The 15,072-nt window shown below is 60.8% G+C and carries 13 protein-coding genes and 2 tRNA genes; 2 read left to right on the plus strand and 13 right to left on the minus strand.

Going from position 1 to position 15,072, the window contains the following annotated elements:
- Positions 1-135: 135 nt before the first annotated feature.
- The 7 genes from dnaB to rnr all read right to left on the minus strand — a co-directional run bounded on the left by dnaB (position 136) and on the right by rnr (position 7,269).
- Positions 136-1,533 carry a replicative DNA helicase gene (gene dnaB / locus C8K61_RS19135; RefSeq protein ID WP_108097883.1) on the minus strand — a complete coding sequence of 466 codons (1,398 nt, stop codon included), beginning with the start codon at positions 1,531-1,533 and terminating at the stop codon, positions 136-138.
- 122 nt (positions 1,534-1,655) lie between these two features.
- On the minus strand, positions 1,656-2,102 hold the full coding sequence (gene rplI, locus C8K61_RS19140) for a 50S ribosomal protein L9 (RefSeq protein ID WP_108097884.1): 447 nt from the start codon (positions 2,100-2,102) through the stop codon (positions 1,656-1,658).
- A gap of 21 nt (positions 2,103-2,123) precedes the next feature.
- The gene (locus C8K61_RS19145) at positions 2,124-3,014 is read right to left on the minus strand and encodes a hypothetical protein (protein WP_108097885.1); all 891 of its coding nucleotides are present in this window, start codon (positions 3,012-3,014) and stop codon (positions 2,124-2,126) included.
- 36 nt (positions 3,015-3,050) lie between these two features.
- Positions 3,051-3,281, minus strand: coding sequence for a 30S ribosomal protein S18 (gene rpsR / locus C8K61_RS19150; protein ID WP_002551829.1), 231 nt, complete (start codon positions 3,279-3,281; stop codon positions 3,051-3,053).
- A 28-nt stretch (positions 3,282-3,309) separates the two neighbouring features.
- The gene (gene rpsF, locus C8K61_RS19155) at positions 3,310-3,735 is read right to left on the minus strand and encodes a 30S ribosomal protein S6 (protein WP_108097886.1); all 426 of its coding nucleotides are present in this window, start codon (positions 3,733-3,735) and stop codon (positions 3,310-3,312) included.
- 217 nt (positions 3,736-3,952) lie between these two features.
- Positions 3,953-4,711, minus strand: coding sequence for a 23S rRNA (guanosine(2251)-2'-O)-methyltransferase RlmB (gene rlmB / locus C8K61_RS19160; protein WP_108097887.1), 759 nt, complete (start codon positions 4,709-4,711; stop codon positions 3,953-3,955).
- Complete coding sequence (gene rnr, locus C8K61_RS19165; protein WP_108097888.1) at positions 4,708-7,269, minus strand: ribonuclease R; 2,562 nt, start codon at positions 7,267-7,269, stop codon at positions 4,708-4,710. Before rnr ends, rlmB begins: the two co-directional genes overlap by 4 nt.
- Before the next feature lie 210 nt (positions 7,270-7,479).
- On the opposite strand from rnr, the gene C8K61_RS19170 reads away from it, so the two are divergent.
- Positions 7,480-7,566 (plus strand) — tRNA-Leu (locus C8K61_RS19170).
- 190 nt (positions 7,567-7,756) lie between these two features.
- A tRNA-Leu gene (locus C8K61_RS19175) sits at positions 7,757-7,843 on the plus strand.
- A 137-nt stretch (positions 7,844-7,980) separates the two neighbouring features.
- Here C8K61_RS19175 and C8K61_RS19180 read toward each other — a convergent pair.
- From C8K61_RS19180 to hflK, 6 genes are all read right to left on the minus strand, one after another.
- A complete protein-coding gene (locus tag C8K61_RS19180) occupies positions 7,981-9,915 on the minus strand; it encodes a methyl-accepting chemotaxis protein (protein ID WP_108097889.1) in 1,935 nt (644 codons plus the stop codon).
- A 166-nt stretch (positions 9,916-10,081) separates the two neighbouring features.
- A complete protein-coding gene (locus tag C8K61_RS19185) occupies positions 10,082-11,374 on the minus strand; it encodes an adenylosuccinate synthase (RefSeq protein ID WP_108097890.1) in 1,293 nt (430 codons plus the stop codon).
- A gap of 50 nt (positions 11,375-11,424) precedes the next feature.
- A complete protein-coding gene (locus tag C8K61_RS19190) occupies positions 11,425-12,612 on the minus strand; it encodes an ATP phosphoribosyltransferase regulatory subunit (protein ID WP_108098036.1) in 1,188 nt (395 codons plus the stop codon).
- Positions 12,613-12,644: 32 nt separating this feature from the next.
- The gene (locus C8K61_RS19195) at positions 12,645-12,830 is read right to left on the minus strand and encodes a DUF2065 domain-containing protein (RefSeq protein WP_108097891.1); all 186 of its coding nucleotides are present in this window, start codon (positions 12,828-12,830) and stop codon (positions 12,645-12,647) included.
- A 111-nt stretch (positions 12,831-12,941) separates the two neighbouring features.
- Positions 12,942-13,811 carry a protease modulator HflC gene (hflC, locus tag C8K61_RS19200; protein ID WP_108097892.1) on the minus strand — a complete coding sequence of 290 codons (870 nt, stop codon included), beginning with the start codon at positions 13,809-13,811 and terminating at the stop codon, positions 12,942-12,944.
- Positions 13,811-14,977: an FtsH protease activity modulator HflK gene (hflK, locus tag C8K61_RS19205; RefSeq protein WP_108097893.1), complete on the minus strand. Its 1,167-nt coding sequence runs from the start codon at positions 14,975-14,977 to the stop codon at positions 13,811-13,813. Before hflK ends, hflC begins: the two co-directional genes overlap by 1 nt.
- Positions 14,978-15,072 lie beyond the last annotated feature (95 nt).

Here is a 15,072-nt window from a genome sequence, read left to right on the forward strand (position 1 = left end):
CGACTCGCCAGATCGGTCGGAGCGTCGTCTGGGCAAGAAGCCCGGAGCGCAGGGACCGCAGTGGGCTCAAGCCCATGAGATCACGAGCACCGCGCGACGCAGCATAGGCGGGGCTCCGGCCGATCTGGGTCGAAATTACTCGTCGTCGTCGAAGTTGTAGCTACCCGGTGCCAGGTTTTCGAAACGGGTGTATTTGCCGAGGAACGCCAACCGAATAAAACCGATCGGGCCGTTCCGCTGTTTGCCGAGGATGATTTCCGCCACGCCTTTGTGTTCGGTTTCCGGGTGATACACCTCGTCGCGGTAGACGAACATGATCACGTCGGCGTCCTGCTCGATGGCGCCGGATTCACGCAAGTCGGAGTTCACCGGGCGCTTGTTGGGGCGCTGTTCGAGGGAGCGGTTGAGCTGCGACAGCGCCACCACCGGGCAGTTGAATTCTTTGGCCAGGGCTTTCAACGAGCGGGAGATTTCGGAGATCTCGTTGGTGCGGTTGTCACCGCTGGAGCCCGGAATCTGCATCAGCTGCAGGTAGTCGATCATGATCAGGGCAATGTCGCCGTGCTCACGCACCAGACGGCGGGTACGCGCGCGCATTTCCGAGGGGCTGATACCGGCAGTGTCGTCGATGAACAGCTTGCGGTCATTGAGCAGGTTGACCGCCGAGGTCAGGCGCGGCCAGTCGTCGTCATCAAGCTGACCGGAGCGCACCTTGGTCTGGTCGATGCGGCCGAGCGAGGACAGCATCCGCATCATCAGCGACTCACCTGGCATCTCCAGCGAGTACACCAGCACCACCTTGTCGCTGCGCAGTACCGCGTTCTCCACCAGGTTCATGGCGAAGGTGGTCTTACCCATCGACGGACGGCCGGCGACGATGATCAGGTCGGACGGCTGCAGGCCGCTGGTCTTGTCGTCAAGGTCGGTGAAGCCAGTGGACAATCCGGTGATGCCCTCACCGGTGTTGAACAGCTCGTCGATGCGGTCGATGGCTTTGGTCAACAGCGCGTTCACGCCGACCGGGCCACCGGTTTTCGGCCTTGCTTCGGCGATCTGGAAGATCTGCCGTTCGGCTTCATCGAGAATCTCGGCAGCCTGGCGGCCCTGCGGGTTGAAAGCGCTGTCGGCGATCTCGCTGCTGATGCCGATCAGTTGGCGCAGCGTGGCGCGCTCGCGAACGATCTGCGCATAGGCCTTGATGTTGGCCACCGACGGGGTGTTTTTCGCCAGCTCGCCGAGGTAGGCCAGGCCACCGGTCTGCGACGTCTGGCCTTCCTTGTCGAGCTGCTCGGACAGGGTCACCACGTCGAACGGCGAATTGTGGTCGGCCAGCTTGGCGATGGCACGGAAGATCAAGCGGTGGTCATGGCGATAGAAGTCGCCGTCCGAGACCTGGTCCAGCACCCGCTCCCAGGCGTTGTTGTCGAGCATCAGACCACCGAGCACGGCCTGTTCGGCCTCGATGGAATGCGGCGGGACCTTTAGCGCGGCGGTTTGCAGGTCGAACTGTTCGGGATCGGAAATATCGTTCATGGCCACATGGAGTCAGGAATGCAAAACAGGGAATACAGAAAGACAAAGGGCACGATCTGCTTACGCAAATCGTGCCCGATGTTAAACCGCTCGCACACAGGGTGCCAGACGATTGGTGTTGCTTAAGCAGCTACCACGACAACACGGACGGTAGCTTCAACGTCGGAGTGCAGGTGCACAGCTACGTCGAATTCGCCCACGTGACGGATGGTACCGTTCGGCAGACGTACTTCAGCTTTAGCCACTTCAACGCCGGAGGCGGTCAGGGCGTCAGCGATGTCGTGAGTACCGATGGAACCGAACAGCTTGCCTTCATCACCAGCGGTGGCAGTGATGGTCACTTCCAGCTCAGCCAGTTGAGCAGCACGAGCTTCAGCCGAAGCTTTCTTCTCGGCAGCCAGTTTTTCCAGCTCTGCGCGACGCTCTTCGAACGCAGCAACGTTCGCAGCGGTAGCGGCAGTGGCTTTGCCTTGCGGCAGCAGGAAGTTACGGCCGTAACCAGCCTTAACGTTCACTTTGTCGCCCAGGTTGCCCAGGTTGGCGATTTTTTCCAGCAGGATGACTTCCATTTGGGTCTTACCTCTTAACTTTTAACCTTCACCGTTCGCGGGGCCGGCACCGTTGCGTGCGTGGCGTCCGCGAAAATCAATCAGACTGTCGACAATGGCCAAAGCCACCAGTAACGGATAAATCAGCTGCATAAACAGCAGCAGGCCTATGTACACACCGACCAGCCAGAACTTGCCCAGTCGCCCCACAAAGACCAGCCCGTGCAACAAGGCCAATCCTGCAAACGCCAGCGGTACGCTGCACAGCGGGGTCAGCATGGCCAATTGCGGCCCGACATTCGGGCCTAGCAGCATGCAAACCAGCAGCACCATCGCCAACGCTGGCGGCAGTCGCAGGGCGCGAAACTCGAGCCCGAAACCACCAGGGTTGTACAGCGCCGCCTGCCAATAACGCCCAAGAATCAGGCATAGCAGGCTGACGATTTGCAGCACCGACGCCAGCAATCCAGTCAGTACCGGTACCAGCAAGGCATCCAGTCGCGCTCGTTGTTCCACCGGCAATTGCTGATGGAGCTCCCCTAGGGCCTGCGGCAAGAGTTTCTGCAACTCCAGCGCTACCGCTTCGAGGAATTCACGATACTGCGAACCCAACACCACACCGTACACCAGGCCCAGAGCAACACTGCACAACAGCACCCGGTTCCAGGACCCGCCAGCGCGTAACACCAACGCCAGCCCCAGCGAGCCCAGCAACACCAACAAGGTGCGCGGTTCGCCGAGATACCACCAGACCAAGGCCGGCAGCAGAGCCCAAACCAGAACGCCAGCAGCGTCCTTCAGACCACGCCGCAGGAGCACCAGGCACCCTGCAGCAGCACTTAACCAGAACAGCAGCGGCAATGCCGCACTACCTACCACCACCAGGGTGGCTTGCATGCGACCGCGCATGATGAACTCAGCAACTGCGCGCATGCGATCTATCCCTTACTACGTATCGACCTTCCGGTCTCAGCGGCCGTGGCTGTCGGTGTAGGCGAGCAGGGCCAGGAAGCGGGCGCGCTTGATAGCGGTAGCCAGCTGACGCTGATAACGAGCCTTGGTACCGGTGATACGGCTTGGAACGATTTTGCCGGTTTCAGAAACATAGGCTTTCAGCGTGTTGAGATCTTTGTAATCGATCTCCTTCACGTCTTCAGCGGTGAAACGGCAGAATTTACGACGACGGAAGAAACGTGCCATGAGATTGGCTCCTCAATAGATCCGTGGATTACTCGTCAGCGTTGTCGCTGTCGCTGTTGTCGCTGTCATCGCTGTCGCCATCGATGGAATCGGCTTCAGGACGGTCACGACGCTCGCGGCGCTCGCTGCGGTTTTCTTCAGCCTTGAGCATCTCGGACTGGCCGGTAACGGCTTCGTCGCGACGGATGACCAGGTTACGGATCACGGCATCGTTGTAGCGGAAGTTGTCTTCCAGCTCAGCCAGGGCTTTGCCGGTGCACTCAACGTTCAGCATCACGTAGTGAGCCTTGTGAACATTGTTGATTGCATAGGCCAGTTGACGACGGCCCCAGTCTTCCAGGCGGTGAATTTTGCCGCCGTCTTCTTCGATCAGCTTGGTGTAACGCTCAACCATGCCGCCGACTTGCTCGCTCTGGTCCGGGTGAACCAGAAAGATGATTTCGTAATGACGCATAAATGCTCCTTACGGGTTGTAGCCTGCCGCCAGGGCGGTCAGACAAGGAGTGAATGACACTGTTAGCTCACCGGACATCAGGGCACGAAGGCGCCTGCCGTCACGGCAAGGGGCGCAATTGTAGAGAAGGGGGCCGGGGGGCGCAAGGCAATTGGTGATTATTTGAACAACCGGGGAAAGCGCATTGCGCGCCCTCCCCGCAACCGCAGAGCCGGCATTACTTCTTGGCTTTGGCCTTGACGCTGCGCTGGCGCAACGCTTCGAACAGGCACACGCCAGTGGCAACCGAGACGTTGAGGCTACTGACGCTGCCAGCCATCGGCAGGCGCACCAGGTAGTCGCAGTGATCGCGGGTGAGGCGACGCATGCCTTTGCCTTCGGCGCCCATGATCAGGATGGTCGGGCCGGTCAGGTCCTGTTCGTAAAGTTCCTGCTCGGCTTCACCGGCAGTGCCGACCACCCACAGACCACGCTGCTGGAGTTTTTCCAGGGTGCGCGCCAGGTTGGTCACGGCCACCAGCGGAATCACCTCGGCCGCACCACAGGCGACTTTACGCACGGTGGGGTTGAGGGTGGCGGACTTGTCTTTCGGCACGATCACCGCCAGCGCACCGGCCGCATCGGCGGTACGCAGGCAGGCACCGAGGTTGTGCGGATCGGTCACGCCGTCGAGCACCAGCAACAACGGGTGGCCTTCGGAGCGGTCGAGCAACTCGTCGAGCATGGCCTCACCCCACACCTGGCTCGGGCTGACTTCAGCCACTACGCCCTGGTGTACGCCCTCAACCCAGGCGTCCATTTCGCGCCGCTCAGCCTGACCGACAGCGATCCGCGACTGCGCGGCCAACTCCAGCAGCACCTGCACCCGTGGGTCGTTACGGCCTTCGGCCAGCCAGATCTGCTTGACCCGCTTGGGGTGGTGACGCAACAACGCTTCTACGGCGTGCACGCCGTAGATTTTTTCCAACTGACTCATGCTTTACCCTTTGGCTTACGTGCCCCGCCGCTTTTGCTCGGTGCCGCCGGGCCGGCCTTTGCCGGGCCTTTACGGTGACTGCTGGGCTTAGTACTTTTGCCCGCAGTGCTGGCTTTGCCTTTGCTTTTCGCTTCGGCGAGCAGCGCGCTTTTCACTTCGCGGCTGCGTTTCACATCAGTGCTGCCAGTGGCAGCCGGAGCACGGCCGCCAGCGGCATTGGCTTTTTCCGCACGCTCGCGCGCGCCGCCTTTGGTCGCCGAGGTGGTGGCACGGCCTTTACGGCCGATCGGCGCATCGATGGTGGCTTGCGCCAGCTCGAAGTCGATCTTGCGTTCATCCAGGTCCACGCGCATGACTTTGACGTCGATGCTGTCACCCAGACGGAAACTACGACCGGTGCGCTCGCCTGCCAGGCGATGGTGAACCGGGTCGAAGTGGTAGTAGTCACCCGGCAAGGCGGTGACGTGCACCAGACCTTCGACGTAGATGTCTTTGAGCTCGACGAACAGACCAAAACCGGTCACTGCAGTGATCACGCCCGGGAAGCTTTCGCCGACGCGGTCTTTCATGAACTCGCACTTGAGCCAGTTCACCACGTCGCGGGTGGCTTCGTCGGCACGGCGCTCGGACATCGAGCATTGCTCGCCCAACTGCTCCAGAGCGGCTTCGTCGTACGGGTAGATGCGCGCTTTCGGGATGATCACCGCGCCAGCACGTTTGACGTGCGGGGTGTCGATCTTCGAGCGGATCACGCTGCGGATCGCACGGTGAGTAAGCAAGTCCGGGTAACGACGGATCGGCGAGGTGAAGTGGGTGTACGCCTCGTAATTCAGGCCGAAGTGGCCCTGGTTGTCAGCGCTGTAAACCGCCTGGCTCAGGGAGCGCAGCATCACGGTCTGGATCAGGTGGTAATCCGGGCGCTCGCGGATATTTTCCAGCAGCGCCTGATAGTCCTTGGGCGACGGGCCTTCTTTGGACTTGCCGCGCTGCAGCGACAGACCCAGCTCGCCGAGGAAGGCCTTGAGTTTTTCCAGACGCTCCGGCGGCGGACCATCGTGCACGCGGTACAGCGCAGGAATTTCGTGCTTCTTGAGGAATTCGGCGGTGGCCACGTTGGCGGCCAGCATGCACTCCTCGATCAGCTTGTGCGCGTCGTTGCGCGTGGTCGGACGGATCTCGGCGATCTTGCGGCCAGAACCGAAGATGATGCGGGTTTCCTGGGTTTCGAAGTCGATGGCGCCACGCTCATGACGGGCCGCCAGCAGCACTTGATACAGCGAGTACAGCTGTTTGAGGTGCGGCACCACGTCAGCGTATTCGCCGCGCAGGGCTTTGGCTTCGGTGCTCTTCGGCTGCTCAAGGATGGTGCTGACCTTGTTGTAGGTCAGGCGCGCATGGGAGTGAATGACCGCTTCGTAGAACTGGTAGTCGGTCATCTTGCCGGTCTTGGAGATACTCATCTCGCAGACCATGGCCAGACGATCGACGTGCGGGTTCAGCGAGCACAAGCCGTTGGACAGCTCCTCAGGGAGCATCGGCACCACGCGCTCAGGGAAGTACACCGAGTTGCCGCGCACTTGCGATTCGTCGTCCAGGGCCGAGCCGATTTTCACGTACGAAGAAACGTCAGCGATGGCGACATACAACTTCCAGCCGCCGGAGAACAGGCCCCACTTGCTGCCGTTCTTTTCGCAGAACACCGCATCGTCGAAGTCGCGAGCGTCTTCGCCGTCGATGGTCACGAACGGCAGATGGCGCAGGTCGATGCGTTTTTCTTTGTCCTTCTCTTCCACTTCCGGCTTGAGCTTGGCGGCTTCTTTCAGCACGGCCTCGGGCCAGACGTGGGGAATGTCGTAGCTGCGCAGCGCCACGTCGATTTCCATGCCCGGCGCCATGTAGTTGCCGACCACTTCAACCACGTCGCCTTGCGGCTGGAAGCGCGGGGTTGGCCAGTGGGTGATTTTCACCTCAACGAACTGACCCTGCTTCGCGTTGGCGTTGCGGCCCGGGGTGACCAGCACTTCCTGCTGGATTTTCGGGTTGTCGGCGACCACGAAGCCGATGCCGCTTTCTTCGTAGTAACGACCAACAATACTTTCGTGGGCGCGGGATATCACTTCCACTACCGCACCTTCACGGCGACCACGGCGGTCGAGACCGGTAACGCGTGCCAGGGCACGGTCGCCATCGAACACCAGGCGCATCTGCGCCGGGCTCAGAAACAGGTCGTCGCTTTTGTCATCCGGGATCAGGAAGCCGAAGCCGTCGCGGTGACCGCTGATGCGCCCGAGGATCAGGTCCAGCTTGTCCACCGGCGCGTAGGTGCCACGGCGGGTGTAGATCAACTGGCCATCGCGTTCCATCGCCCGCAGGCGACGACGCAAGGCTTCCAGCTGTTCTTCAGTAGTGAGACCGAACTCTTCCACCAGTTGCTCGCGGTTGGCCGGCGAACCGCGATCAGCCAGATGCTGAAGAATCAGCTCACGACTAGGGATGGGGTTTTCGTATTTTTCCGCTTCACGGGCGGCCTCGGGATCGAGGGATTGCCAATCGGCCATTAGAGAGGGTTCGCCTTATCTATATAGAGAAGTAAGTGTCATGCGCCTATTGAAGCGCGAAAACGCTATCTTGGTCTGCTCACGTGTATGAATAAAGTTTTTTTTCGCACCAGGGGTTTACAACCCTGAACTCGGTCCGTATATTTCGCGCCCACAACGACGGCAAACGTTGTTGTAGTTGAAAGTAGTTGAGCAATCAATGAACTCAACGCCCAGGTGGCGGAATTGGTAGACGCACTAGGTTCAGGTCCTAGCGATGGCAACATCGTGGAAGTTCGAGTCTTCTCCTGGGCACCAATTCAGACTGAGGTTCTACCAACCTCAGCAACAAAGAGACCGGCTTAGGCCGGTTTTTTTGTGCCTGCAGTTTACTGAAAAGCGTTTATATTCAGGGGTTTACAACGTTCGGCCAGGCCCGTATATTTCGCGCCACAACGGCGGCAACGTTGTTGTAGTTGAAAGTAGCCGAGCGATCAGCGAACTCAACGCCCAGGTGGCGGAATTGGTAGACGCACTAGGTTCAGGTCCTAGCGATGGCAACATCGTGGAAGTTCGAGTCTTCTCCTGGGCACCAATTCAGACTGAGGTTCTACCAACCTCAGCAACAAAGAGACCGGCTTAGGCCGGTTTTTTTGTGCCTGCGATTTGGCTGCTGACAGGTCAAAAATAAAGAAGCCAAGGACGACCTCGGCTTCTTTATTTCTCGCTCGGCTAGACGCGGAACTGACCCAGGCTCGACTTCAATCGCGACGCCAAGCCATCCAGCACTCGCCCACTGGCCGCCGTCGCCGCCCCCGCCTCTGCCGCACGCTGCGCTTCGGCATGGATTACCTCCACCCGACCACGCACCGCATCCGCCCCTTCGGCTTGATGCGCCGCCGCCTGAGTGGCCGCCTTGATCGCCGCGTGCACATCGTCCACCGCCGCCTGCACCGACAACTGCAACCGCTCGCTATCACGCAGCGCCGCCAGACCTTCATTGGCCTGCTGACCGGCACGACCAATCACCGACACCGCCTCCTTCGCACCTTGCTGCAAGGCAGTGATGTGCGACTGGATATCGCCAGTGGATTGCTGAGTCTTGCTGGCCAGCGCGCGCACCTCATCGGCCACCACGGCAAAACCACGACCTGTTTCGCCAGCACGGGCCGCTTCGATGGCTGCGTTGAGCGCCAGCAAGTTGGTCTGTTCAGCGATGCCATGGATAACGGTGAGGACCATTTCGATCTGTTCACTCTGGCGCGCCAGGCGCTCGATCACCGCTGAGCCTGCATCAACGCGCGACACCAGCTCCTCAATCAAGCTACCGACCTTGGTAGCAATCACGGCGTTTTCATTGGCGTCCTGACGGATCGATACCACTCGCTGCAACGCTGCCTGCATGGCTCGGCTTTCCGCCTGGGCATCACCGGCCATCACCGCTAACGCCTCCAGGCTGCCAGCCACTTCGTCGCGCTGACGTTCGGCCGCCGCTTCGGCTGCCACGCTGCGGGTGGCCAGGCCTTTGATTTCTACGCCAGTGCTGACCGCCACTTCGCCCGCTTCACGAACGATGGGCTGCAGCTTCTCGACAAAACGATTGACCGCGATGGCCATGTCGCCGATCTCGTCGCGACTGGTCACCTCGATACGCCGGGTCAGATCGCCCTCGCCCGCCGCCAGGTCATTCAGCGCCGCAATCTGCAGGTGCAGCTTGCTGACCACACGTTGACCGAGCACCACCGCCAGGGTCAGCAGCACACCCAAGCCGACCAGCACCAGGCTCAAGCCGATGCGCCACTTCAGCGTCGCCGCCGATTCTTGCACCGAGCTGCGCGCGCCATCGGCCATACCGGCGGTTTCCGCCTGCGCCGCTTTCAGACGCGCAGTGAGTGCGGCCGTACTGTCGGTGGCAGCGCCGGACAGGCTATCGGCGACCAACTGATCACCGCTGGCGATCAGCGCGGCGAAGCGTTTATCCAACGCCTCCAGTTGCTGTTCGACCGACGCGGTGGAAACCCCCATCAGGACTTTGCCGATCTCCACACCGTTGGGGCTGATGGGCGCCTCGATGAGGTACACGGATTTGTCGTTGCGTGCGGCGTTGAGCACTTTATCCAGCGCCCGCTCGCCCTCGCCTTTTTCCATCAGGGCTTTGATCAGCGGGTTTTCGCGATTGAGGTAGCGAGTCAGGTGCTGGCCCTGGGCATCGTCGTACACCACAAACAACACGTTGGGGTTGCGCTGGGCGCGGCGGGCGAATTCCGACAACGCCGGGCCGTCGTTATCCCACATGGCTCGTGGTGCCACAGCCGCAAGCAGCTGCGCCATGTCGTTGGCCGAATCTTTGAGGTTCTGTTCGAGGGTCGTGCGTATCTGCGCCTGCTCCTCCTTCAAGCGCGATGACAGTCCCGCCGCCAGCCGCTCGCGGGTACGCGTCGACAAGGTGCCGAGTCCGGAGGAGAGCTCACGCCCAGCTTCCTGCAACTCGGACTCCAGGCGCTGGGTGTCGGCCCCCAGGCGCGTGCCCAGGTCGACCTCCAGCGCACCGACCGTGCTCCGAGTTAGTGCAACAGCCACCAGGACCTGCACCAGCAGTGCAATTCCAAGAGCAATGAAAACCGGGCGCAGCAAGCGGCTACGCAAGAGAGAAACGATGGCTGACACGACAAACCTCCAATACCCGTCACCTGTGTGACGGCAACCGCTGGGATAACTTGAGGATAGGCAATCGCCATGCCGCCAACCTGAACAAACAGGCAGAAACGACAAAGGGCCGCCAATGGCGACCCTTTGTCGTATGCAACCGCACTAACTGCGGCAGCGCTAGCGCTTAGGCGAACGGGTGACGCAGGACGATGGTCTCGTTGCGATCCGGGCCAGTGGAGATGATATCGATCGGCGCGCCGACCAATTCTTCCACACGCTTGATGTAGGCACGGGCGTTCGCCGGCAGCTCGTCCAGGCTCTTGGCGCCCAGGGTCGACTCGCTCCAGCCCGGCACTTCTTCGTACACCGGTTCCAGGCCGATGTAGCTGTCGGCATCGGTCGGTGCGTCGATGACGGCGCCGTTCTCGTTCTTGTAACCCACGCAGATGCGGATGGTTTCCAGACCGTCGAGCACGTCCAGCTTGGTCAGGCACAGGCCCGAGATGCTGTTGATTTCGATGGCGCGACGCAGGATCACGGCATCGAACCAACCGCAACGACGAGCACGGCCGGTGGTGGCACCGAACTCGTGGCCACGTTTGGCCAGGAACGCACCAACGTCGTCGAACAGCTCAGTCGGGAACGGGCCCGAACCGACGCGAGTGGTGTACGCCTTGGTGATACCAAGGATGTAATCCAGGTACATCGGACCAAAACCGGAACCGGTGGCGATGCCGCCAGCGGTGGTGTTGGAGCTGGTGACGTACGGATAAGTACCATGGTCGATGTCGAGCAGCGAACCCTGCGCGCCTTCGAACATGATGTCTTTGCCATCGCGACGCAGGTCGTGCAGTACGGAGGTCACGTCGGCCATCATCGGCTTCAGCAGCTCGGCGTATTCCATGCACTCATCCAGGGTTTTCTGGAAATCGATGGCCGGCTCTTTGTAGTAATTGACCAGCACGAAGTTGTGGTAGTCCAGCAACTCGCCGAGCTTGGCGGCGAAACGCTCGCGGTGGAACAGGTCACCGATGCGCAGACCGCGACGGGCCACTTTGTCTTCGTACGCCGGGCCGATACCACGACCGGTGGTGCCGATCTTGGCTTCGCCGCGGGCACGCTCACGGGCCTGGTCCAGCGCCACGTGGTAGGAGAGGATCAGCGGGCAAGCCGGGCTGATGCGCAGACGATCGCGCACCGGTACGCCCTTCTCTTCCAGCTTGATGATTTCGCGCATCAGGGCGTCAGGCGCGACCACCACACCGTTACCGATCAGGCACTGCACGCCTTCGCGCAGCACGCCCGAGGGGATCAGGTGCAAGACGGTTTTCTCGCCATTGATCACCAGGGTATGACCTGCGTTGTGACCGCCCTGGTAGCGCACTACCGCAGCCGCGTGTTCAGTCAGCAGATCAACGATCTTGCCTTTGCCCTCATCACCCCATTGGGTGCCCAGGACGACGACATTCTTACCCATAACACTTGTCCTCTTCGAAGCTTGATGCCGGCCAAAGCCAGCGGAAACCTTTAAACAGCCAATGGCACAACCTGCCAGCGCCCATCAGTGAGCACCAGCTGGCGATCGCAGCCCGCCTCGTGCGCAGCACTTACTTCCTGACCGGGCAGAGCCTGCACGACGCGCGTGTTCTGCGCACGCAACTGGCGAACTGCCTTCCACAGGTACAAATCATGATTGTCCGGCGCCCAGACCCCAGCCTCTGGCTCGTCGAGCTGCATCGCGCCCAGCGTCACCAATGTCTTCAGGTCGGTGGAGAAACCAGTCGCCGGGCGAGCCCGACCAAAGTCAGCACCAATATCATCATAGCGGCCGCCTTGGGCGATGGACTGACCAACACCCGGCACGAACGCGGCGAACACCACACCAGTGTGGTAATGGTAGCCACGCAGCTCGCCCAGATCGAAGTACAACGGCACTTCGGGGTAGCGGCGCTCCAGGGTATCGGCGATGGCGATCAACTCGTCCAGCGCCAGGTGTACGTCTTCTGGGGCCTCGACCAGGCAGGCCTGGGCCAGGTCCAGCACTTCGCGCTCACCGCAGAGCTCGGCCAGGGCACGGAGCATTTTCTGCAGTTCGGCCGGTACCGCTTCGGTGAGGGTCGCCACTTCGTCGACCGCCTTGCGCTGCAGGGCGTCGAACAGTTGCTGCTCCACTTCACCAGACAGCCCGGCGGCACGCGCCAGGCCGCGGTAGATACCGACATGGCCGAGGTCGATGTGCACGTCCGGCACGGCGGCCAATTCGAGCATTTCCAGCAGCAGGCTGATCACTTCAACGTCGCTGGCCGGGCTGGCGTCGCCATACAACTCGGCGCCCAGCTGAATCGGGCTGCGCGAGGTGGTCAGGGCGCGAGGCTGAGCGTGCAGCACGCTGCCGGCATAGCACAGACGGTTCGGCCCTTCACGACGCAGGGTGTGCGCATCGATGCGCGCCACTTGCGGGGTGATGTCGGCGCGAAAGCCCATCTGCCGGCCGGTTTGCGGATCGATCACCTTGAAGGTGCGCAGATCCAGATCCTGGCCCGCGCCGGTGAGCAGCGATTCCAGGTATTCAATATGTGGAGTGACGACGAACTCATAGCCCCAGCGCTGGAACAGATCCAGTACCTGACGGCGCGCCGCCTCGATGCGCGCCGCTTCCGGCGGCAGTACTTCCTCGATGCCATCTGGCAGCAGCCAGCGGTCTACCGTTGCCATTTCGCCATTCCCCTCGTTGCGGGCGGCAGCCATTAATGAAGCCAGTAAAGGAGGACTGTTCCCAGCAGCATGCTGGCAAGCCCGATTAGGCGTAAGTGCCGATCAGACAGCTGTAAAAGCTGCATGAATGTCTCACGCCAACCTCGTGGATATAGGAACGGCAGGATGCCTTCCAGCACCAGCACTAAACACAACGCGATGCCGAGTTCCTGCCACATGATTCCCACAGACGCAAAAAAGCCGGGAATTTCCCGGCTGACGCATCATAACAACCTTTGCCTGATCGGTCACCCCGACGGACGACAGGCGTCCGCCGGAAGCGACTCACATCAAGGCTTGGACTTCTCCAGATAACGGAAGAAGTCGCTGCTGGGGTCCAGCACCAACACGTCACGCTTGTCGGCGAAGCTTTCGCGGTAGGCACGTAGGCTGCGGTAGAAACCGTAGAACTCCTGGTCCATGCCGTAGGCTTTGGCGTAGATCGCCGAGGCCTTGGCATCACCGTCACCGCGCATCTCTTCCGCTTCACGATACGCTTCAGCCAGGATCACGCGCTTCTGCCGGTCGGCGTCAGCACGAATACCTTCGGCAAGCTCCTTACCTTTGGCGCGGTGCTCGCGGGCCTCACGTTCACGCTCGGAACTCATGCGGTCGAACACGCTGCGGTTGACCTCCTTGGGCAGGTCGATAGCCTTGACGCGAACGTCGACCACTTCGATACCCAACTCTTTCTGCGCCGCTTTGTTCAGTGAAGCCGTTACGTCTGCCATCAACGCATCGCGCTCGCCGGAAACCGACTCGTGCAAGGTGCGCTTACCAAACTGGTCACGCAGCGAGGCTTCCAGACGACGAGACAGACGCTCATCGGCGATCTGCTTCATGCCCGACGTCGCGGTGTAGTAACGCTCAGCATCCAGCACCCGCCATTTGGCGTAGGCATCAACCATCAATGCCTTCTTTTCCAGGGTGAGGAAACGCGAGGTGGAGGAGTCCAGGGTCATCAGACGCGCGTCGAACTTGCGCACCTGGTTGACGTACGGAACCTTCACATGCAGGCCAGGCGCCACATCGGTCTGCACGATACGACCGAAGCGCAGCATGACCGCACGCTCGGTTTGCGAGACGATGTAGAAGCAGTTCCAGCCAACCAGCAAAACGACGACGCCGACAATCAGAGCAGCCAGTGATTTATTGCTCATCAGCGAGTCTCCCTTGTCCGCAGATCACGCTGTTGCAAATCAGCATTCACCCGCGTACCCAAATCAGCAGCGGCGGCATTGCTCGAAGCACTCGGCGCAGCGGCACCGCCACGGCTATCGATCATCTTGTCGAGCGGCAGATAAAGCAGATTGTTCTGCCCTTTCTCGCCGGTCACCAACACTTTGCTGGTGTTGGTCATCAGCTCTTGCATGGTGTCCAAGTACAGACGCTCGCGGGTAACTTCCGGCGCCTTGCGGTACTCGGCGACCAGTTTGGTGAAACGATCTGCTTCACCGGTCGAGCGGGAAACCACTTCATCGCGATAACCGCTGGCATCCTCGATCAAGCGCTGGGCCTGACCACGGGCTTCCGGCACAACACCGTTGGCGTAGGACTCGGCCAGGTTCTTCTCGCGCTGCTCGTCTTCACGGGCACGGATCACGTCATCGAAGGCTTCCTGAACTTCACGCGGCGCCGCGGCGCTCTGCAAGTTCACCTGGGTAACGGTGATACCGGTCTTGTACGTGTCCATAAAACGCTGCAAGCGCTCTTTGACTTCGCTGGCCATCAGTTCACGGCCTTCGGTGAGCACCTGGTCCATCGCGGTGGAACCCACCACATGGCGCACCGAGCTGTCGGTGGCCTGCTGCAGGCTCACTTCCGGCTGGTCAACGTTAAGTACGAAATCCTGCAGGTTGCTGATCTTGTATTGAACCGTCAGCGGTACCTCGATGATGTTCTCGTCCTCGGTGAGCATCTGCCCTTGCTTGCTGTAAGCACGCTCGCGGGTGACGTTCTCCTGGTACTTGCGATCAATCGGAGGGAAATAGATGTTGAGGCCTGGGCCGACGGTTTCGTAGTACTTGCCGAAGCGCAGCACCACGGCCTGTTCCTGCTCGTCGACAACATACACGGCGCTGTACAGCCAGATAGCAGCCAACACCGCAACGACCACAGCGATCAGGCCGAAGCCACCGCCACCGCCGCCACTGGAGCCACCATCGCTGTCACGTTTTTTACTGCCGCCGAACAGCCCGTTGAGGCTCTCCTGCAGCTTGCGGAAGGCTTCGTCGAGATCCGGTGGACCTTTGCGGTCACCGCCACCCTTGCGTCCACCCCAAGGGTCTTGATTGTTCGAGTTGCCACCCGGCTCATTCCAAGCCATAGCGCTCTCCATACTGATAAAGCAAAGACGCGCCCACGGCGCGCCCGCCAATGCTACAGATGCCACCCAACAGCAGCAAAGCCACAGTCGCAGGC

It is taken from the genome of Pseudomonas sp. GV071 (genome assembly GCF_003050835.1).
Classification (GTDB): domain Bacteria; phylum Pseudomonadota; class Gammaproteobacteria; order Pseudomonadales; family Pseudomonadaceae; genus Aquipseudomonas.

What these genes read in the sequence shown, in the direction of transcription:
- dnaB (WP_108097883.1), bottom strand. Translation starts at nt 1,533, where the DNA reads ATGAACGATATTTCCGATCCCGAACAGTTCGACCTGCAAACCGCCGCG.
- rplI (WP_108097884.1), bottom strand. Translation starts at nt 2,102, where the DNA reads ATGGAAGTCATCCTGCTGGAAAAAATCGCCAACCTGGGCAACCTGGGC.
- C8K61_RS19145 (WP_108097885.1), bottom strand. Translation starts at nt 3,014, where the DNA reads ATGCGCGCAGTTGCTGAGTTCATCATGCGCGGTCGCATGCAAGCCACC.
- rpsR (WP_002551829.1), bottom strand. Translation starts at nt 3,281, where the DNA reads ATGGCACGTTTCTTCCGTCGTCGTAAATTCTGCCGTTTCACCGCTGAA.
- rpsF (WP_108097886.1), bottom strand. Translation starts at nt 3,735, where the DNA reads ATGCGTCATTACGAAATCATCTTTCTGGTTCACCCGGACCAGAGCGAG.
- rlmB (WP_108097887.1), bottom strand. Translation starts at nt 4,711, where the DNA reads ATGAGTCAGTTGGAAAAAATCTACGGCGTGCACGCCGTAGAAGCGTTG.
- rnr (WP_108097888.1), bottom strand. Translation starts at nt 7,269, where the DNA reads ATGGCCGATTGGCAATCCCTCGATCCCGAGGCCGCCCGTGAAGCGGAA.
- C8K61_RS19185 (WP_108097890.1), bottom strand. Translation starts at nt 11,374, where the DNA reads ATGGGTAAGAATGTCGTCGTCCTGGGCACCCAATGGGGTGATGAGGGC.
- C8K61_RS19190 (WP_108098036.1), bottom strand. Translation starts at nt 12,612, where the DNA reads ATGGCAACGGTAGACCGCTGGCTGCTGCCAGATGGCATCGAGGAAGTA.
- C8K61_RS19195 (WP_108097891.1), bottom strand. Translation starts at nt 12,830, where the DNA reads ATGTGGCAGGAACTCGGCATCGCGTTGTGTTTAGTGCTGGTGCTGGAA.
- hflC (WP_108097892.1), bottom strand. Translation starts at nt 13,811, where the DNA reads ATGAGCAATAAATCACTGGCTGCTCTGATTGTCGGCGTCGTCGTTTTG.
- hflK (WP_108097893.1), bottom strand. Translation starts at nt 14,977, where the DNA reads ATGGCTTGGAATGAGCCGGGTGGCAACTCGAACAATCAAGACCCTTGG.